General features: G+C 62.1%; 14 protein-coding genes, 3 tRNA genes and 1 CRISPR repeat array. Of the genes, 6 read left to right on the top strand and 11 right to left on the bottom strand.

Going from position 1 to position 18,840, the window contains the following annotated elements; translation table 11 throughout:
• The 4 genes from fdhE to fdnG form a co-directional block, all read right to left on the bottom strand.
• The coding region (gene fdhE / locus LQT98_RS02775) for a formate dehydrogenase accessory protein FdhE domain-containing protein (RefSeq protein WP_231461036.1) at positions 1 to 309 on the bottom strand (309 nt) is incomplete at its 3' end.
• On the bottom strand, positions 306 to 935 hold the full coding sequence (locus LQT98_RS02770; protein WP_048409639.1) for a formate dehydrogenase subunit gamma: 630 nt from the start codon (positions 933 to 935) through the stop codon (positions 306 to 308). The genes LQT98_RS02770 and fdhE, both read right to left, overlap by 4 nt.
• Complete coding sequence (fdxH, locus tag LQT98_RS02765) at positions 932 to 1,807, bottom strand: formate dehydrogenase subunit beta (protein ID WP_048409640.1); 876 nt, start codon at positions 1,805 to 1,807, stop codon at positions 932 to 934. Before fdxH ends, LQT98_RS02770 begins: the two co-directional genes overlap by 4 nt.
• Positions 1,808 to 1,816: 9 nt before the next feature.
• Positions 1,817 to 4,873 (bottom strand): formate dehydrogenase-N subunit alpha, encoded by a 3,057-nt coding sequence (gene fdnG / locus LQT98_RS02760; RefSeq protein WP_156183832.1) that lies wholly within the window; start codon positions 4,871 to 4,873, stop codon positions 1,817 to 1,819.
• A 133-nt stretch (positions 4,874 to 5,006) separates the two neighbouring features.
• On the opposite strand from fdnG, the gene fdhD reads away from it, so the two are divergent.
• The 5 genes from fdhD to LQT98_RS02735 all read left to right on the top strand — a co-directional run bounded on the left by fdhD (position 5,007) and on the right by LQT98_RS02735 (position 7,580).
• The gene (gene fdhD / locus LQT98_RS02755) at positions 5,007 to 5,816 is read left to right on the top strand and encodes a formate dehydrogenase accessory sulfurtransferase FdhD (protein WP_231461035.1); all 810 of its coding nucleotides are present in this window, start codon (positions 5,007 to 5,009) and stop codon (positions 5,814 to 5,816) included.
• Between the two features lie 217 nt (positions 5,817 to 6,033).
• Positions 6,034 to 7,260, top strand: coding sequence for an aspartate kinase (locus tag LQT98_RS02750; protein ID WP_019103005.1), 1,227 nt, complete (start codon positions 6,034 to 6,036; stop codon positions 7,258 to 7,260).
• Between the two features lie 61 nt (positions 7,261 to 7,321).
• Positions 7,322 to 7,415 (top strand) — tRNA-Ser (locus tag LQT98_RS02745).
• Positions 7,416 to 7,422: 7 nt separating this feature from the next.
• A tRNA-Arg gene (locus LQT98_RS02740) sits at positions 7,423 to 7,499 on the top strand.
• Positions 7,500 to 7,505: 6 nt separating this feature from the next.
• Positions 7,506 to 7,580, top strand: a tRNA-Glu gene (locus LQT98_RS02735).
• Between the two features lie 107 nt (positions 7,581 to 7,687).
• On the opposite strand, the gene LQT98_RS02730 is transcribed toward LQT98_RS02735, so the two are convergent.
• From LQT98_RS02730 to csy1, 7 genes are all read right to left on the bottom strand, one after another.
• The gene (locus tag LQT98_RS02730) at positions 7,688 to 10,366 is read right to left on the bottom strand and encodes a TonB-dependent receptor plug domain-containing protein (protein ID WP_231461034.1); all 2,679 of its coding nucleotides are present in this window, start codon (positions 10,364 to 10,366) and stop codon (positions 7,688 to 7,690) included.
• A gap of 237 nt (positions 10,367 to 10,603) precedes the next feature.
• Positions 10,604 to 10,891, bottom strand: coding sequence for a type II toxin-antitoxin system RelE family toxin (locus LQT98_RS02725; protein WP_231461033.1), 288 nt, complete (start codon positions 10,889 to 10,891; stop codon positions 10,604 to 10,606).
• The gene (locus tag LQT98_RS02720; protein WP_019103002.1) at positions 10,881 to 11,126 is read right to left on the bottom strand and encodes a type II toxin-antitoxin system Phd/YefM family antitoxin; all 246 of its coding nucleotides are present in this window, start codon (positions 11,124 to 11,126) and stop codon (positions 10,881 to 10,883) included. The genes LQT98_RS02725 and LQT98_RS02720 overlap by 11 nt, the downstream gene beginning before the upstream one ends.
• 114 nt (positions 11,127 to 11,240) lie before the next feature.
• Positions 11,241 to 13,252: direct repeats of the CRISPR family, unit length 28 nt; unit sequence TTTCTAAGCTGCCCATCCGGCAGAGAAC.
• Between the two features lie 128 nt (positions 13,253 to 13,380).
• Complete coding sequence (cas6f, locus tag LQT98_RS02715; protein ID WP_048408886.1) at positions 13,381 to 13,938, bottom strand: type I-F CRISPR-associated endoribonuclease Cas6/Csy4; 558 nt, start codon at positions 13,936 to 13,938, stop codon at positions 13,381 to 13,383.
• Between the two features lie 3 nt (positions 13,939 to 13,941).
• The gene (gene csy3 / locus LQT98_RS02710; protein ID WP_231461032.1) at positions 13,942 to 14,979 is read right to left on the bottom strand and encodes a type I-F CRISPR-associated protein Csy3; all 1,038 of its coding nucleotides are present in this window, start codon (positions 14,977 to 14,979) and stop codon (positions 13,942 to 13,944) included.
• Positions 14,980 to 14,991: 12 nt separating this feature from the next.
• Positions 14,992 to 15,990 carry a type I-F CRISPR-associated protein Csy2 gene (csy2, locus tag LQT98_RS02705; RefSeq protein ID WP_231461031.1) on the bottom strand — a complete coding sequence of 333 codons (999 nt, stop codon included), beginning with the start codon at positions 15,988 to 15,990 and terminating at the stop codon, positions 14,992 to 14,994.
• Positions 15,987 to 17,330 (bottom strand): type I-F CRISPR-associated protein Csy1, encoded by a 1,344-nt coding sequence (csy1, locus tag LQT98_RS02700; protein WP_231461030.1) that lies wholly within the window; start codon positions 17,328 to 17,330, stop codon positions 15,987 to 15,989. The genes csy2 and csy1 overlap by 4 nt, the downstream gene beginning before the upstream one ends.
• 1,309 nt (positions 17,331 to 18,639) lie before the next feature.
• On the opposite strand from csy1, the gene LQT98_RS02695 reads away from it, so the two are divergent.
• The gene (locus LQT98_RS02695) at positions 18,640 to 18,813 is read left to right on the top strand and encodes a hypothetical protein (RefSeq protein WP_231461029.1); all 174 of its coding nucleotides are present in this window, start codon (positions 18,640 to 18,642) and stop codon (positions 18,811 to 18,813) included.
• The last annotated feature ends 27 nt before the right edge of the window (positions 18,814 to 18,840 follow it).

The following is an 18,840-nucleotide window of genomic DNA, read 5'->3' as shown; positions in this document are numbered from 1 at the left end:
CCACACCGGGTCGCGCGGCCAGGCGGCGGCGCCCAGCGGCGGCAGGCCGTGTTCGGCGCAATGATGGAAGTAATCGCCGCGCTGCGGCAGCGTCACCGGCTGTTCGCGCACCAGGCGGTGTTGAGCCGCGGCGATGCGGGCGGCGAACGCCAGATAGGCCGCCATCGGGTGGCCGTCGGCTAGCGCCGTGAGGCGCTGGCTGCGCGCCAGATAGCGTTCGGAGGGCTGGGGCAGCAACAACGGCGGGATCTCTCCCGCCGCGGTTTGCAGCCGGCCAGCCTCGTCCAGGGGGACGATGCGTATGCTCATGGCTTGTTCTTGTCTCCGGTCATTTCACGATACCAGCGCGGATGATGCTTCTTGGCCCAGGCATGGGTGACCACGCCTTCCACCATCGCCCGTATCGTGCCGCGCACCCAGATGGCGGCGTAGACGTGGACGATGATGCCGGCGATCAGAATCAGCGCGCTCCAGGCGTGCAGCAGCAGCGCCACGCGGATCACCGGGATGGGGAAGTACAGCGCGAAGTACGGCCGCCACATGATGAAGCCGGTGCACACCAGCATCAGCATGCAGCCGGTCATCAACCAGAACATGCCTTTCTGGCCGCCGTTGTACTTGCCGATGTCGCCGACCTCGTGGCCGGACAGCACCGACTTCACCGCCATCATCCACTTCACGTCTTCCTTGTCCAGGAAGTTGTGATGCCAGTAGCGCAGGAACTGACGCGCGAAGCCGAGGAACATCAGCACCCCGACGAAGGGGTGGATGATGCGCGCCAGCTGCGGCGTGCCGAACACGCCGGTCAGCCAGAAGAAGGCCGGGTAGAAGAAGGCCAGGCCGGAAATCGCCAACAGCACGAAGCACACCGCCACGATCCAGTGGTTGACGCGTTCCGCCGCGCTGTAGCGCTTGATCAGCTTTTCCTTGCTCATGCCTGTTCCTCCTCTTCCTCTTCCGCCTTATTGGGGCCGACGCCGATGTAGTGGAAGAAGCCGAACAACACCGAAGCCGCCAGGCCGATGGTGGACAGCGGCTTGAGGATGCCCTTCCACAGGCTGACCACCGGGCTGATCTTGGGATCCTTGGCCAGGCCGGAATACAGCTCCGGCTTGTCGGCGTGGTGCAGCACGTACATCACGTGGGTGCCGCCCACGCCTTCCGGATCGTACAGCCCGGCGTTGGCGTAGCCGCGGGTCTTCAGCTCTTCCACCCGGTCGTGGGCGTAGGCCTGCATATCGGACTTGGTGCCGAAGCGGATGGCTCCGGTGGGACAGGTTTTCACGCAGGCCGGCTCCTGGCCCACCATCACCCGGTCGGAACACAAGGTGCATTTATACGCCTTGTTGTCCTTCTGGTTGATGCGCGGCACATTGAACGGACAGCCGGAGATGCAATAGCCGCAGCCTATGCAGTGCTCGGACTGGAAGTCCACGATGCCGTTGGCGTACTGGATGATGGCGCCCGGCGACGGACAGGCCTTCAGACAGCCCGGATCGGCGCAGTGCATGCAGCCGTCCTTGCGGATCAGCCACTCCAGCTTGCCGCTTTCCTCCACCTCGCTGTAGCGCATCACCGTCCAGCTGTGGGCGGTGAGGTCGGCCGGGTTGTCGTAGACACCGACGTTGTGGCCCACTTCGTCGCGGATGTCGTTCCACTCCGAGCAGGCCACCTGACAGGCCTTGCAGCCGATGCAGGTGGACACGTCGATCAGCTTGGCCACCTCGGCCTTGTAATCGCGCACCACCGGCGGCTGAGTGGGACTGGCGGAGCGGCGCAGGATATCTTGCGATTGCAGTGATGACATGGTCGCTCCTTACACTTTCTCGACGTTGACCAGGAAGGACTTGAATTCCGGCGTCTGGGTGTTGGCGTCGCCTACAAACGGCGTCAGCGTGTTGGCGCTGAAGCCTTTCTGGGCCACCCCTTCATAACCCCAGTGAATCGGAATCCCTACCTGGTGCACCGTCTTGCCGTTGACCTGCAGCGCGCGGATGCGCTTGGTCACCACCGCCTTGGCCTTGATATAGCCGCGCTTGGACGACACTTTCACCGTGTCGCCGTGGGCGATGCCTTTCTCCTTGGCCAGCGCCTCGCCGATTTCCACGAACTGCTCCGGCTGGGCGATCGCGTTCAGGCGCGCGTGCTTGGTCCAGCCGTGGAAGTGCTCGGTCAGACGGTAAGTGGTGGCCGCGTACGGGAAGGCGTCGTGCTTGCCCATCTGTTCGCGGTCCGCCGGGAACACCCGCGCCGCCGGATTGGACACCACCTTGGGATGCAGCGGGTTGGTGCCCAGCGGCGTTTCGAACGGCTCGTAGTGCTCGGGGAACGGGCCTTCCGCCATCTTGTCGAGCGCGAACAGCCGCCCCAGGCCCTCGGCCTGCATGATGAACGGCGCCATGGCGCTGCCGGGAGGCTCGTCGGCCTTGAAGTCCGGCACGTCCACGCCCACCCATTTTTCGCCGTTCCACTTGATCAGCGTCCGCTTCTTGTCCCACGGCGTGCCGTCCGGCTTACAGGAAGCGCGGTTGTACAGCACGCGGCGGTTGGCCGGCCACGCCCAGGCCCAGCCCAGGGTATTGCCCAGCCCGGACGGATCGCTGTTGTCGCGGCGCGCCATCTGGTTGCCGGCCTGGGTCCAGCTGCCGGCGAAGATCCAACAGCCGGAAGCGGTGCTGCCGTCGGCCTGCAATAGCGCGAAGCCGGACAGCTGCTCGCCTTTCTTGGCCAGGAACTGCCCCGGGTTCTTGGGATCCGGGATGTCCGCCAGCGCCTTGCCGTTGAGCTCCTTGGCCAGTTCCTCCGGCTTGGGCTCGTGCGGATCGCCGTAAGCCCAGGACAGATTCATGATGGCCTCGGCGTTCTTGCCGCCGTCCTTGGCGTACTGAGCCTTCAGACGAGTGAAGATGCCGGCCAGGATTTCCGCGTCGGTGATCGCTTCGCCCGGCGCGTCCGCGCCTTTCCAGTGCCATTGCAGCCAGCGGCCGGAGTTGACCACCGCGCCGTCTTCTTCGGCGAAACAGGTGGTGGGCAGGCGGAACACCTCGGTCTGGATCTCCGCGCTCTTCACATCGTTCTGCTCGCCGTGATTCTTCCAGAAAGTGGAAGTGTCGGTGGCCAGCGGGTCCATGATCACCAGGTATTTCAGCTTGGAAAGCGAGGCCACCACCTTGTTCTTGTCCGGGAAGGCCAGGATGGGGTTGAAGCCTTGGCAGAAATAGCCGTTGATCTTGCCCTGATGCATCAGCTCGAAGTACTGCAGCACGTCGTAGCTCTTGTCCCACTTGGGCAGCCAGTCATAGCCCCACTGATTGTCGGCGGTGGCCTTGTCGCCCCACATCGCCTTCATCAGCGAAACGAAGAACTTGGGATAGTTCTGCCAGTAGTTCATCTGCCCGTCGGCCAGCGGCTTGCTGGTGTACTTGCCCAGATAGGACTCCAGCGTGGGCTCCTTCTCCGAGGGCATGTTCAGATAACCCGGCAAGCTGGTGGACAGCAGGCCGATATCGGTCAGACCCTGGATGTTGGAGTGGCCGCGCAGCGCGTTGACCCCGCCGCCGGCCATGCCCATATTGCCCAGCAGCAGCTGGATCATCGCCATGGTGCGGATGTTCTGCGAACCGATGGAGTGCTGAGTCCAGCCCAGTGCGTACAGGAAGGAGGTGGTCTTGTCGTGGGCGCCGGTTTCCGCCAGGTATTCGCAGACCTTGAGGAAGGCGTCCTTGGGCGTGCCGCAGACGGTTTCCACCATTTCCGGCGTGTAGCGGGCCACGTGCTCGCGCATCAGATTGATCACGCAGCGCGGGTCGGACAGGCTGTCGTCGCGCTTGGCCATGCCCTTGTCGTCCAACTGGTAGGACCAGGTGGATTTGTCGTAGCTGTGCTTGTCGGCGTTGTAGCCGGAGAACAGGCCGTCGTCGAACTTGAAGTCCGGGTTCACCAACAGCGCGGCATTGGTGTAGGCCAGCGTGTATTCCTTGTTGTACTTGCCGGTTTGCAGCAGGTAGCGGATCACGCCGGACAGGAACGCAATGTCCGTGCCGGTGCGGATGGGGGCGTAATAATCCGCCACAGACGCCGTGCGGGTGAAGCGCGGGTCGATGACGATCAGTTTCGCCTTGTTGCGGGTCTTGGCCTCAATCGCCCAGCGGAAGCCCACCGGGTGCGCCTCTGCCGCATTGCCGCCCATGACGACGATGAGGTTGGCGTTCTTGATGTCGACCCAATGGTTTGTCATGGCACCGCGACCAAATGTTGGGGCAAGACTTGCCACCGTTGGTCCGTGTCATACACGCGCCTGGTTGTCGACCGCCAGCAGCCCCAGGCTGCGGGTGAATTTGTGCGTCAGCCAGCCCGCCTCGTTGCTGGACGCGGAAGCGGCCAGGAAACCTGTGGTCAGCCAGCGATTGACGGTGACGCCGTCGGCGTTCTTCTCGACGAAGTTGGCGTCGCGGTCGCGCTTCATATGGGCGGCGATGCGCTCGAAAGCCTCGTCCCAGCTGATGCGCTTGTATTCGTTGGAGCCCGCTTCGCGCACTTCCGGGTAGCGCAGGCGGTTGGGGCTGTGGATGAAGTCGATCAGGCCCGCGCCCTTGGGACAGAGCGCGCCGCGATTGACCGGGTGATCCGGATCGCCTTCAATGTGGAAAATATCGGCTTTGGCGTTCTTGGCGCCGTCGCCCAGGCTGTACATCAAGATGCCACAGCCCACCGAACAGTATGGACAGGTATTCCGGGTTTCCGTCGCGCGCAGCAATTTATAGCTGCGGGTGTCGGCCAGCGCGGTTTCGGGCATGAAGCCCAGCGTCGCGATGGTGGTGCCTGCCATGCCGCCGGCGCAGAGCTTGAAAAACTGCCGTCTGCTGACTTGCATGGGTTTGTCTCCTTGGTATGAACCTGGCGCCCCTGACCCACCAAGGGCGCATTGCTCACTCACAGCGGAAAATCTATTATCGCCGTAGGTATCAATTAGTACAAACTATTGCGGTGGATCACAGGTTAATTCTATGACAATAAATGACGCGCTGACGGGCGCGGCGCTGGGCTTGGACATCGTCGACTGCCGCGACGGCCTTGCCCGCTCCCGCCAGGACTGGGTGGCGGTGGAGACCCCGGTGGCGCTGGTGTACAACGGCTTGTCCCACGTGGTGATGATGGCCAGCCCGCGGGAACTGGAAGACTTCGCGCTGGGCTTCAGCCTGGCCGAGGGCATCATCGCCCATCCGGGCGAAATCTACGGCATCGACATCATCCCCGGCGAGCGCGGCGTGGAAGCGCGCATCGATCTGGCCTCGGCCCGCTTCATGGCCTTGAAGGAGCGCCGCCGCCAGCTGGCCGGGCGCACCGGCTGCGGCCTGTGCGGCGTGGAGCAACTGGCCGAAATCCACCGGCCACTGCCGCTCCTGCCGCGAACCCAAAGCTTCAGCCTGGACGCGCTGGCGCGCGCCTTGCCGGCGCTGCAACAGGCGCAAAGCCTGTCCCAGGCCACCGCCTGCGCCCATGCCGCCGCCTGGGTGGGGCAGGACGGCGCGCTGCTGCATGTCAGCGAGGACGTGGGCCGCCATGTGGCGCTGGACAAGCTGATCGGCGCGCGCGCGCGCCAGGGCTGGCGCGACGGCGCCGCCATCGTCACCAGCCGCGCCAGCTATGAAATGGCGCAGAAGGCCGCCGCCGCCGGCATCGAGATCCTGATCGCGCTGTCCGCGCCCACCTCGCTGGCGGTGGAAATGGCCGCGCGCTACGGCCTGACCCTGATTGGCTTCGCCGGTCACGGCCGCGCCAATCTGTACAGCTGCCCCGAGCGTTTGCGCATGTAATCCAACAGAAATAATCTGCCAGCAAACGGCATCTCAGCCATGGATTGATGCCGACAAGCGCCGCTGTGCCGGCAGCTTGAGCCGCGGCGCGCCGGGCGCGGCCGGCAGTGGGTTTTGCGTTGCAGCATGCGCGGAGAATTCCGCCTTGCAATTCTGGCCAGGATAGGGTCAGAATCGAAGCTCGACATTTCAACCCTTTCGAATATAAGAAACAAGCATGGCACTCATCGTACAAAAGTACGGCGGCACTTCGGTTGGAACCACCGAACGGATCAAGAACGTTGCCCGCCGTGTCGCCAAGTGGAAGTCGCAGGGACATGATGTCGTGGTGGTGGTGTCCGCCATGAGCGGCGAAACCAACCGCCTCATCGCCCTGGCAAAGGAGATTCAGGACTATCCGGACCCGCGCGAGCTGGACGTGGTGGTATCCACCGGCGAGCAAGTCACCATCGGCCTGCTGGCGATGGCGCTGAAGGAAATCGGCGTGCCGGCCAAGAGCTACTGTGGCTGGCAGGTGAAGCTGGTTACCGACAACGCCCACACCAAGGCCCGCATCCAGGAGATAGACGACGCCGCGATGCGCTCCGACCTCAATGAAGGCCGCGTCGTCATCGTCGCCGGCTTCCAGGGCGTGGACGAGGACGGCGACATCACCACGCTGGGCCGTGGCGGCTCGGACACCTCCGCCGTGGCGCTGGCCGCCGCGCTGAAGGCCGACGAATGCCAGATCTATACCGACGTGGACGGCGTTTACACCACCGATCCGCGCGTGGTGCCGGAAGCGCGCCGCCTGAAGACCGTCACGTTCGAGGAAATGATCGAAATGGCGTCGCTGGGCTCCAAGGTGCTGCAGATCCGCTCGGTGGAATTCGCCGGCAAGTACAAGGTTCGTTTGCGCGTGCTCTCCAGCTTCGAAGACGAAGGCGAAGGCACCCTGATTACGTATGAGGAAGATGAAAGCATGGAAAAGGCCGTTGTCGCAGGCATCGCATTTGACCGTAACGAAGCGCGCATCAACGTCAAGGGCGTGCCGGACAAGCCTGGCATCGCCTACCAGATTCTGGGGCCGATCGCCGATGCCAATATCGAAGTGGACATGATCATCCAGAACGTGGGCGAAAACGGCGCGACCGATTTCTCCTTCACCGTGCCGCGCGGCGAATTCCAGCGCGCGCTGACCATCCTGCGCGAAGTGCAGACCCATATCGGCGCCGCCAAGATCGACGCCGACGACAAGGTGGCCAAGATCTCCATCGTGGGCGTGGGCATGCGTTCGCACTGCGGCATCGCCTCCACCATGTTCCGCACCCTGGCGGAAGAGGGCATCAATATCCAGATGATCTCCACCTCGGAAATCAAGGTATCGGTGCTGGTGGACGAGAAGTATCTGGAACTGGCGGTTCGCGTTTTGCATAAAGTTTTCGGACTGGACCAGCCGGCGTAAATAATTTCGGATACACGCTTGACAGAGGGCGCAGCGCTAATTAATATGGCGCTCTCTGAACGGAGAAATGGCCGAGTGGTCGAAGGCACTTCCCTGCTAAGGAAGCATACGGGCTTAAACCTGTATCGAGGGTTCGAATCCCTCTTTCTCCGCCAGTTCAGCGCACCCGTAGCTCAGTTGGATAGAGTATCTGGCTACGAACCAGAGGGTCGGGCGTTCGAATCGCTCCGGGTGCGCCACTTGCTGTCCCTATAGTTTAGCGGTTAGAACACCGCCCTTTCACGGCGGTAGCCGGGGTTCGATTCCCCGTGGGGACGCCAGATTCAGAAAAACCCATCGCGCAAGCGGTGGGTTTTTTGCATTGTGCTGTCGATTTGAGCGCAGGCGGCGGCAGACCGCCCGCGTGGATCGGCGCAGGCCGCCTGGTTCAGAACTTGTGGTTCACCTCCACCCACCACTGGCGGCCATAGGGCAGATAGCTGCCCACCGGGTAGTAGGGCCAGTTGCTGGTGTCGTCGCGCTTGATGGTGTCCAGCACATTGTTGACGATGAGCCCCACCGAGGTCTGCTTGCTCCATTGATACTGAGTGCTGAAATTGGCCAGCACTGTGGGCGTCAGATTGCCGGAGCCGTCGGCTTTGGGAATCTTGCCGTAACGGGTCAGCAGCATGGTGGACGACCAGGGGCCGATGTCCCAGCTCAGGCTGGTGTCCAGCTTGTCCGGCCAATCGGTGTTTTCCGGGTCGTTCAACATATTCTTTTCCACATCGCCGGCAAACTGCTGGTAAGTGTGCTTCAGCACCTTGGTGTAATTGGCTTTCAGCAGGAAGCTGCCCCAGCTGGCGGTTTTCCAGCGCAGCTTGCCGGCGATGTCGAAACCGCTGGTGCGCTCGCTGGCGGCGTTGATCGGGTTGACCACGATCTGCTTGATCGCGCCCGGATTGATCAAGGCATTGGCCGGATTGCGCTGCACTCGGCGCAGCGTGTCCTGGCACAGCTGGGACGACGCGTCCAGCATGCCGGCGCGGCACTGCGCCTCGTCGCGCAACAGCTTGTCGCCGCTCAGGTCGGTGACCAGATCATTGATGGCGATGTCCCAGTAATCCACCGAAATATCCGCGCTGCTGCTGGGCGACCACACAAAGCCGAAGCCGTAGGACTTGCCGTTTTCCGGCTTCAGTTCGGCGTTGCCGTTCTTCACGTAGTCCGCGCCCGGCGACATGCTTTTGTAGTCGCAGCTGGCCAAGGGCTGGCCGGCCTGGGCGCAACGCCAGTAATCAGTGCTGGACGAGTAATAGCCGCGGCTCTGGGTCAGGAACAGATAATTCATGTCCGGCGCGCGGAAGCTGGTGGCGTAACTGCCGCGCAGCAGCAAGCTGTTCAGCGGCCGGAACGCCAGGCCGGCGCCGTAAGTGAACTTGCCGGCGCTGCTGTCCGGCAGTTGGTAGCGGTCGTAACGGCCGGACAGCGTCAGGTCCAGCCGCTTCAACACCGGGATGAACAACTCGCCGCCCAGCGCCTGGCGCGAGCGGGTGCCGCCGGCGTGCACGGCCGGCGAGGTGTTATAGAACGCGCCCTGATTGATCAGCGGGTCCGGATCATTGCTGAAGCCCTGGCTGCCCCATTCCAGCGTGCCGGCCAGCTTCACCGCGCCGGCCGGCAGCTTGAACAACTCGCCGCTGCCGCTCAGGCTCAGCGCCTGCAGCCAGGACTTGTTCTGGCTCACCGAGCGCCCGGCGATGCTGTCGAACTCCGCCTGCGTCAGCCGGCGGTTGAACGGCCCGGCCGACGGCGCGTAAATCGGCACCCCCTTGGCGTCCACGCCCTGCTGCTGGCCCAGGAAGAAACTGTCCGCATTGGCCAGCAGCCGCGGCGCGATGTTCTGGCTGGTGTAGATGGACGCGTTGTAAGCGGCTTCGTAACTCCAGCTGCTGTCCGGCACCGTGCCGCGCAGGCCGAAAGTCAGGTTGGCCGCCACATCGTCCCACTTGCGGTTGTAGCGGCTGGCGCCGCCCATCTCCTCCGGCGACAACAGCCGGCTCCAGACCTCGTAGCGGCCGCTGTTCTGGTTCAGGAAATAGCCGCCGTTGCCGGCGGCCGAGGTCCAGCTGGGGCCGCGGGTGTTGTTCTCGCTGTGGTTGAAGGCCAGCAGCGCGTCGCTGAACAACTCCAGGTGATCGTTGAGCGCGTAATTCAGGCTCAGATAGCCGTTCTGGCTCTGGTTGGCGGTCTGCACCGTCCAGTAGGAGGCCTTGGCCAGCGGACTGGCGCAGACATTGCTCTTGCTGCTGCGGTAAGCGCGCACGCTGCCGGCGTACAAGCCGCCCAGCGCGCCGCAAGCCGCGCCGGGATCGATGAACTTGCCGCTGCTCACATCCTTCTGCGACCACACCGTAGTGGGCGCCGCGCCGTTGACGGTGTTGTCCGCCATGAAGCCGCGCTGGCGCGACCAGATCGGGTTGCGCTGGCTCAACTCCAGCGCATAGACCAGATTCAGCTTGTCCCAGCTCTTGCCGCCGCTCAGTTGCAGGCGCAGGTTTTCGCCGCCGTGATGCTCGCTGCCGCCGGCCTTGACGTTGACCGTGGTGCCGTCGGCCTTCTTCTTCAGGATCACATTGACCACGCCGGCGATGGCGTCCGAGCCGTAAATCGCCGACGCGCCGCCGTTGAGCACCTCGATGCGCTCAATCATCGCCGCCGGGATATTGGCCAGATTGACGAAGTTGACCGAACCCTCGTAAGCCACCGGGTAATCGGCGATGCGGCGGCCGTTGAGCAAGGTCAGCGTATGGTTGGGCCCCAGCCCGCGCAGGCTGATGGCGTTGGCGGCCGGGGTGAAGGTATTGCCGAAATCCGCGCCCTGGGTGAAGCCGGTGTTCTGCGCCAGATTGTTCAGCGCGTCGTAGACATTGGTGTAACCCTGCTTTTCGATATCGGCGCCGCTCAGCACCGTGACCCCGGTGGGGCCTTCCTTGCCGGCGCGCGCAATGCGCGACCCGGTAATGGTGACGCTGTCCAGCGTATTGCCGTCGGCGGCTAGCGCCGGCAAGGCTTGCCCTGCCAAGGCCAGCGCCAGCACGGAGAGGGTGAAATGGGGATATGCCATCGTGGAACGCCGGCTGCGCCGGCCCTTTATTGATTTTGGAAAACAAAATCTAGCACGATTGCATATATGTTAAAAATCTGGAAAATTAGATTGTTATTCAAATTAAGAATAATGTGATTGGAAGCATTGCGGGCGGCGGGATTTGGGGAGGAGGGGCAGGATGCGGGGCTTATCGGGGTGCTTGGGCTAGGGGGGCTATGAGGACAGCGGGTGCAACTGTCGCGGGCTTGCGTCGGCTCAGCCCTGGCGCGCTTTGGCTTTTTGGTAGGCTTGGTTCTTGTCGCGATGTCCGATAGCCACCACGATGATGATGATTTTGCCGTCATCCACCTCATAGACCAGCCGGTAACCGGTCTGACGTAGCTTGATCTTGTAGCAGCCTTCCAGGCCATGCAGCTTGGCGGAAGGGTTGTGCGGATGCTCGGCTCGTTCTCTCAGTTTCTTGGCAAACTGCTGTCGGATTGATGGGTCCAACTTTCGCCATTCCTTCTCCGCATCCACCCGGAAAACAATTTCATAGCTCATCCAGGTCCACCTTGACGGTGGGTTGCTGGCGACGTTCCAGCACCAACTTTGCGTCCTCGATGTCTTCAAGCAGGTTCATCATGCGTTCGTATTGGGCGGCAGGAACAAGATAGGCCTCCGGGCGGTTGTGATTCAGGATCACCACCGGATGCCCTGCGGCCTCGCGCATGATGCCGGCAAAATTGCGTTTGAGCTCGGTGACGCTGACAGCCACATCGGCAAGTACCAAGTCCATAACTTCTCCCTAATTAAAATCAATTTAGATGCCTAATATAGCATTGATTTTGTTGTGGGGAGCTGCCTGTCCGGCAGTGAAGCCGCCTTTCGGACACCAGATCAAGTTGTGGATTTTCTAAGCTGCTTACCCGGCAGAGCACGATCCGGGCGTCGCCGCCGCTGCTGCTGCAGATCCTTCCTAAGCTGCCTATCCGGCAGAGAACCTGGGCGACATCGGACAAGATGTTCACATCAATTTCTAAGCTGCCCATCCGGCAGAGAACACCGCGCCGCAGGCAACCGCAGAGGATTTCTCTTTCTAAGCTGCCCATCCGGCAGAGAACATCGCCTGCTTGCTGAACTTCTTTATTTGTCGTTTCTAAGCTGCCCATCCGGCAGAGAACGATATCAGTGTCAGCATGGACTCGATCGCATGTTTCTAAGCTGCCCATCCGGCAGAGAACGCAATTCGGTTGGCCAACTTTGCCAGGGTTTTTTTCTAAGCTGCCCATCCGGCAGAGAACCCTGACGCCTATTACCGGCTGCCGAGCTGCAATTTCTAAGCTGCCCATCCGGCAGAGAACATTTTCACGCCGGACTCTCCTTCGGCGTGTCATTTCTAAGCTGCCCATCCGGCAGAGAACAGCTGGATGGTGGAAGAGGCCATGCCGCAACATTTCTAAGCTGCCCATCCGGCAGAGAACGCCTGACCCCACTGGATGGCGCCGGTCTGCTGTTTCTAAGCTGCCCATCCGGCAGAGAACCAGAGGGTTCATCAGAACATCGGCGAGTCCCTTTTCTAAGCTGCCCATCCGGCAGAGAACACTACATCCTCCAAGCACTCCTTAACCGTGCCTTTCTAAGCTGCCCATCCGGCAGAGAACATTCGAAATCTTCGTCAGCCTCTTTCTCAACATTTCTAAGCTGCCCATCCGGCAGAGAACTATTACGTTGTGTACACGGAACGCGAGTCACGTTTCTAAGCTGCCCATCCGGCAGAGAACGTGAACTCAATTGCTCTACTAGCTGGCGGGATTTTCTAAGCTGCCCATCCGGCAGAGAACATGCTTCGTCTTCATGGCGGTCGCGGCCCTGATTTTCTAAGCTGCCCATCCGGCAGAGAACTAACGCTAAGAAAAGAACTCGCTATGCCGTATTTTCTAAGCTGCCCATCCGGCAGAGAACGTAGGCGCGCACGTGGTAACAGCCGTTTTCCATTTCTAAGCTGCCCATCCGGCAGAGAACGTCAACGCGGTGAACTCCATGCGCGGCGGGGTTTTCTAAGCTGCCCATCCGGCAGAGAACCTCGTGCAAGTTCACGATCAACTGGCAGGCAATTTCTAAGCTGCCCATCCGGCAGAGAACAGACCAGCAACAACGGCATCAAGCTGATCCAATTTCTAAGCTGCCCATCCGGCAGAGAACATGACGGTCCCATGAAATCCGCCACCCGTCGATTTCTAAGCTGCCCATCCGGCAGAGAACTCGAAAAAGCGGCCGCTGGCCACTGCGCTCCATTTCTAAGCTGCCCATCCGGCAGAGAACATGACTGTTGCAAATCAACGACACTTTAGCAGTTTCTAAGCTGCCCATCCGGCAGAGAACGCCATCGCGGATATCGTTTTGCGAAGCTCCTGTTTCTAAGCTGCCCATCCGGCAGAGAACTTGGGGCCAAGTATATTGTCGTTCTTCTGGCTTTTCTAAGCTGCCCATCCGGCAGAGAACGTCAAACACTTTGCGCAGCAGGTCTTGCCCCATTTCTAAGCTGCCCATCCGGCAGAGAACATCGGCACCTCGTCGGAGCCATCCGGCCCCCATTTCTAAGCTGCCCATCCGGCAGAGAACGACATTTCCGCCGACATGGCCAGCCATGCCTTTTTCTAAGCTGCCCATCCGGCAGAGAACTCACTACAGCTTCGACTTCGTCAGCCGCAACATTTCTAAGCTGCCCATCCGGCAGAGAACACAATCAGCGCAGAAGCGCCGTTACCGAGAAGTTTCTAAGCTGCCCATCCGGCAGAGAACACTTGCAGGCTCATGGTGATCAACTCCAGTAATTTCTAAGCTGCCCATCCGGCAGAGAACGCGATCCCGGTAAAGGTCCAGAAGTTCGCAGATTTCTAAGCTGCCCATCCGGCAGAGAACTAGAGCCTTTCCCCCGCAAACCCGCGGCAGTGGCGGAAAGCATCGCTTTCCCCAATAAAAACCCTTTTATCCCACCCCGCGCCAAGTCCTTGATTTAACAGGCTTGGCGGCGGGGAGCAAAAAAAGGGTTAGAACCACGGCACGGTGGCGTCGGGGCTGAGGCCGAAGGCGTTGAAGCGGCCGCTGTGGGTGGCCGGGGCTGGGCGCTGCTCGATGTGCAGCTGGTAACGCTGGCCGGTGCTGGCGCTGTTGAGGGTGAGGAAGGGGAGGGTCAGACGGCGGGCGGCGCTGTCCGGGAAGCGCTGCGCGGCCTCTTCCGCGCTGATGCCCAGCCGCCGTACCAGCCGGCGGCGCTCCTTGTCCGGATTGGTCTTGGCCTGCTTGCGCCGCACCTGCCAGGCTTCCGCCTGCGGCGGCACCGGCTGGATGGCGGCCAGCGCGATGTGGTCGCGCATGCCGCTGAGCCAGTCGCCGGCCATCAGCCGCTGCAAGGCGGCGTGGCCGCCGTGCAGGCGCAGGGTGTCGCCCAGCGCGGCGGCCGGGGCCGCGCGCGGGAAGCTGACGCCGATGTCGTCGCGGCCTTGCTCGCTCAGCGCGCGGTGCAGCTTGGCGAACAGCGCGTTCATCAGCAGCGTGGGCGCAAACTCCGGGTCCGGGCGCAGCCGGATGTCCAGGTAGTGATCCATGGCTTACTCCGCCGCGCCGAACACACCGCCGCGGATCAGCGTGGCCAGCACAAAGTGCTGATCATGCGGCGCCGGGGCCTGGTCTTTCAGCACCCAGTTGTCCAGCAGGGTGTAGAAGTCGGACTTGGCCTTGGGCTGGCGGCAGGCCTTGCCCAGCGTGGTGACCGAGCCGTAGGGCTCCACCGCGATGGGGCCGAGCTGTTCGGCTTCCGGGTGCCAGTCGTCTATGGTGCGGATGGCGTTGCCCAGCTTCTGCGAGTGGATGGCGGCGATTTTCAGCGCGCCTTGCTCGATGGCGTACAGGGTTTTGCTCTTGTCGCCGCGGCCGCGCTCCAGTACCAGTTCCTGCGAGGGGAACACCTCCTGGCCGGCGCCCAGCCGCGCAAAGGCGGTGATTTGCAGCAGCAGATGGCGCTGGCCGGCCAGGCCGGCGGCGATGGCGGCGGCCAGCTGTTCCAGCGCGGCGGCCTGGCTGCCGGGGTCGAAGTGGCGCAGGGACAGCGCCAGCGCGTCGAACTGCCATTGCTGCGCCGGCTGGCCTTGCTCCAGCAGCGCCACCCGTACTTCCACCTGCTCCGCGCCCACGCGGTTGCGCCACAGGAAGCGGCCGTTGGCCAGGTTGCAGGCATAGCGGCGCGCCAGCTCGGCAAAACCGTGGGCCTGCACATAGCCGGCCACGGTGGCGCGCAGCTTGGCCTGGTAGGCGCTGTCGTTGCAGGCGGACGGCGCGCCGACATTGCCCAGCACCCGCAGCGTGAAGCTGATCTTCAAGGTGTCCGCGTGGTGCGGCAGCGCGGCCACGTCCACTTTTTGCAGATTGGGGTTTTCAATCTGCGCGTCCAGCTTGGCCGGATCCTGGTCCTTGGTTTTCAGGCGGTTGGAAATGGTGCCGCGCACGGATTTGGGAACAACAAGAACCGGCTCCCAGCCGGCGTGTTGCTCGCGCTGTTGCCAGTCGCCGGCGTGGAACAAGGCGTCGGATGGGTCCAGCTTGCGTTCAAAGGCCAATACGGTAGCGGTTTTCAGCGGTGCGGTGCTCATGAGGCTTCCTTTCTAGTCTTCTATTTCCAAGGTGGCGGCGTAATCATTGCGGCAGCGGTACAAGCCGCTGGCGGTGTCGTCGTCGGCGTACCACAGCAACTGGCCGACATCATGCAGCCGGTGCGGGCTGACCCATTCGCCCAGCGAATACAGGCTTTCCACAAAACGGAACGGCGTATGCCCATCGCGGGCGTTGGCGACGCTGCCGGCCGGGTAGAGCGGGGACAGCGCGCCGTAGCCCACCGGCATCGGCACCGTCCAGCCCTGGCTGTGGCCGCGTTGGCTGCGCCATTCCAGCGTGCGGCGCGGCTCGCCGCCGGCCGGGTCCGCTTGTTCCTGCCAGTGCGGCGCGTGGTTGATGCGGGACAGGTCCAGCCAGGCGTCGAAGAGGTCTGTCTGCGGCTGGCTGGCGCGCAAGGCGGCCAGGTGGCTTTGCAGCAGATCGTCGCGGGACACCAGCGCAAAGCCGGGCAGCAGGCTGCGTCGCAGCTGGCGGAATTGCTTGAGTCGTTCCGTCTCGTCCTCGCTCAAGGTCATCAACTGCGGTGCGGGACGGCGGCGGCCGGGCAGCGGCGGCGTCACGCTGCCGCCGGCAATGCGCATGCCGTGCAGGGTGTCCGTCACCTGCCGCGCCAGTTCCGGCAGCTGCTCCCCGGGCGCGGCCAGCGCTTCGCCGGTGAGGCCGAACAGCAGGCTGATGTCCAGGTGGATGCGGCCTTCCTCCACGATGGCGGCGGTGGCGCCGTCCTTGTCCACCGGGTTGCGGCTGAGGTGGAAGCCCTGGGTGTACGCGCCGCTGGTCTGCGCCTGGTAATGGTGGCAGACCACGCCCACCGCCTCGAACTGCAAATCCAGGCTGCCGGCCAGCTTGCGCTCCAGCGCCTGGGCCAGGCCGGTGAAGGCGGTAATGGCCGGAAAGCCCCAGGTGAAAGGGCTGGAAATGGCGTTGGCGTTTTGCACCCGCAGCCGGGGCACGCTCAGCAAGCCGGTGATCATGGGCAGAGTGCTCATGCTTGCTCCTTGGCAATGGCCGCCAGCTGGCGGCGGGTTTGATCGTGCTGGGCCTGCCAGCCCAGATCCCCGGCTAGCTCGCGCGCCCAGTGGCGGAACTCCGCGTCGCCCATCTCCAGCGGGCTGGCGTCGAATTGCTGGTTCAGCCAGCGGCCGAAGCGTTTGGCCACTTCCAGCGGCCAGTCCTCACCGTGCCAGCGCGCGGCAAAGTCCGCGTCGGTATCGGCTCGCCAGGGGTCCAGCCACAGCTGCTGGTATTCCGGCAGCCGGCAGCGCGTGTCCGCGCTCCAGCCGGGCGGCAGGCCTTCGTGCATTTCCTTGCCGAACAGCAGCAGCTCTTCCAGCAGCGCGTCGCTCAGCTCGTCGCGGCGGTCGCGGGTGTCCATGATCTTGCGCGGCTGGCTTTCCAGAAAGGCGCGCAGTTGGCGGACCAGCCGGCGCACATCGTTGCTGCGGCCAAAGCGCAGCAGCGCGTCCTCGCTATTGAGCGGCGGGTTCAGGCCCTGGCTTCGCCACTGCGGCGGCAGGGAAGCCAGCAGATAGTTATTGCCCTTGCGCTCGCTATTGAGCTGGGAAATATTCTGCGGCTTGGTGCCGCCCAGCTTCTGCACCGCCAGCTGCGGATAGTCGCAATAGCCGTGCGGGTGATCGCGTTGTTCGCGGCGGGCCTGGCGCGCGGCCTTGGCGGCTTCGCCGAAGCGCTGCTCCTGGATGGTTTGATACAGCCGCTGCGCCAGCGCGCTGGGGTAGAGCGGGGCCAGCAGGTGGTAGTGCTCGTCCTTGGCCGGCTCGTAACCCACCAGCCAATACACTTGCTTGGCACGGCTATGGCTGGCGGCCGCCGCGCCGGCGTCGGTCAGCGCGGCGAAGGCGGCGATCCAGGCCTGAGCCTGTTCGGCATCGTCGCTGAGCGCGGCGGCCAGATCGGCGTCCTGCGCCAAGGCCAGCGCCAGCAGGCTTTGGCCGTCGTGCTGCTGCTTCAGAAACTTGTACACATCCAGCGCGGCGGCGTTGCCCACCACGTCGTCGGCAAAATCCGCGCCCAGGCAGTGGCTGCCCACTTCGCGGCGCGGCGGCAGGGTGGAGGGCGGCGCGTACAGATTGCTGCCGCGGGCGTCCGGGTGGATGGCTTTAAGGGTATGGGTGGCGGCTTGCAGCTGGCCGGCGCGGCGGGCCGCGTCCGCCAGCCAGGCGGCGGGCTGGTGTTGGGCCAGCAGCGCTTCGCGCTTGGCGTCGTCGTCGGGCGCAAGCTTGTCCAGCTTGTCGTCGCGCCGTTGCCGGATGAAGTCGGCCATCAAGGTGCGTAGTGCGGTGGCGCGGGGCGTGAGGGTAGGGGGCATGGCTGGTCCTTGAATCATAAAGTCAGGAACAAACAGCAGCGCGGCCCCGGCGCGATTGGGCTGCCGGGGCCTTGGCTCGGTGCTTCATTACATGCGCATCCTCCTGTTTTGCAAGGGATAGGGATGGGTGTGGGTCGGTCCTCCAACTTTGCCACGTGCTTGCGCAACACCGACCATACGCCATTTTTTTACCTAGTCAAGTTAAGTTCGACTTTTATCGTTAATAGACGAGGGTGCCTTGTACCATCGGCGCCACTGCCGGGCACAAGGCAGCTTAGAAATAGTCCAGTTAGGATTGTCTTTTTACTTTGCTGCCGGATAGGCAGTCATGGGTCGACGCTGCGGTTGTCGGCTCTTTTTTTGTGCTGCTGAGATAGAACTATCTTCTGGAAATTTGGCAAGCTTGTGGGAATGACATAAACTCCCGTTCCAGTAGTAACTGGAGCGGGAGCTGTTTTTACGGTCAAGCTACATTACCTTCTTATGAAGTGATTGCTAGCCACCATGTCCTCCTTGCTCTTTTGCATCGACCCTTGCAAATAGGGTGTCTCGACTGCGATGAGACTGTTGTACTGGCGCTAGGGATGCTGCAACATTCCTAGCGCTGCTTCATTTGATGATGAGCATTCTAGAAGAGCCTCTACTCGTGGGTCAAATATTTTTTTCCATAGAAGTTCTATTGGAAATATTGATGAAAGCAGTGCATCCACTACGATCCCCGTGATCTAGTCAAATGGGTGGTAAGATCGCAACTAACCTGCTGGATAAGCAGCTTAGAAAATAGATGTTCTTTTGGAAGTGGCTCCCTGCCGGATAGGCAGCTCAGACCGGCCAGCGCGCAAGCGACTGGCCTTTTTTTACGTCCATCCGCTTGGCATGCCGTCTGTTAGTGTGCCTGTAGTCAGGTGATATTGGTATGGACAGTGGTCGGGGTTTACTTGACCTGTATCAGGCAGGGGTGGAGCAGGGGATCTAGTGCGCTGAACCAAGGCGGTTAAGCCATGTGTTCGGCGAGATGGTGCTCGGTCCGGTGCCATGTGATATCGATTTGTCTGCTGTGGAAGCTGTTAGATGTCTTACTGAAGTGCTGCCGGATGGGTAGCTTAGAAACGCGGAGTTGTGTATGCGTGTGCGGTGAATGCGTACACTGCCGGATGGGTAGCTTAAGGAAATAGCGGTACTACTCCAGTCTGCGCCTGACTGGTGGTGTTCTCAGCAGAATGGGCGTTCATCCCTCTTGCGCTATGTCAGCGGATGTTTCAGCACGTTAGTCCAGCAAAGGGTTGATTCAGTTTGAGAGAGGCTAATCATGAGCAAGACAGCCAAAAACTACGGGATTGTGCTGAAGATGCGTAAAGGTCCGGTCAAGCCGGTTGAACTGGATTTGAGTGGTGAACCCGGTATGCGTATTGTCAAGACTGCTGCCAAACGCGTGATCCAGCGCCATAAAAAAGTGATCAAGGCTCTGGCGGATCGATCGTAGTGCCAAGTTGGAAGACATTATGGTGGA

It is taken from the genome of Chromobacterium aquaticum (assembly GCF_021129195.1).
Lineage (GTDB): Bacteria > Pseudomonadota > Gammaproteobacteria > Burkholderiales > Chromobacteriaceae > Chromobacterium > Chromobacterium aquaticum.
This window is presented reverse-complemented; position numbering and strand designations above follow the sequence as displayed.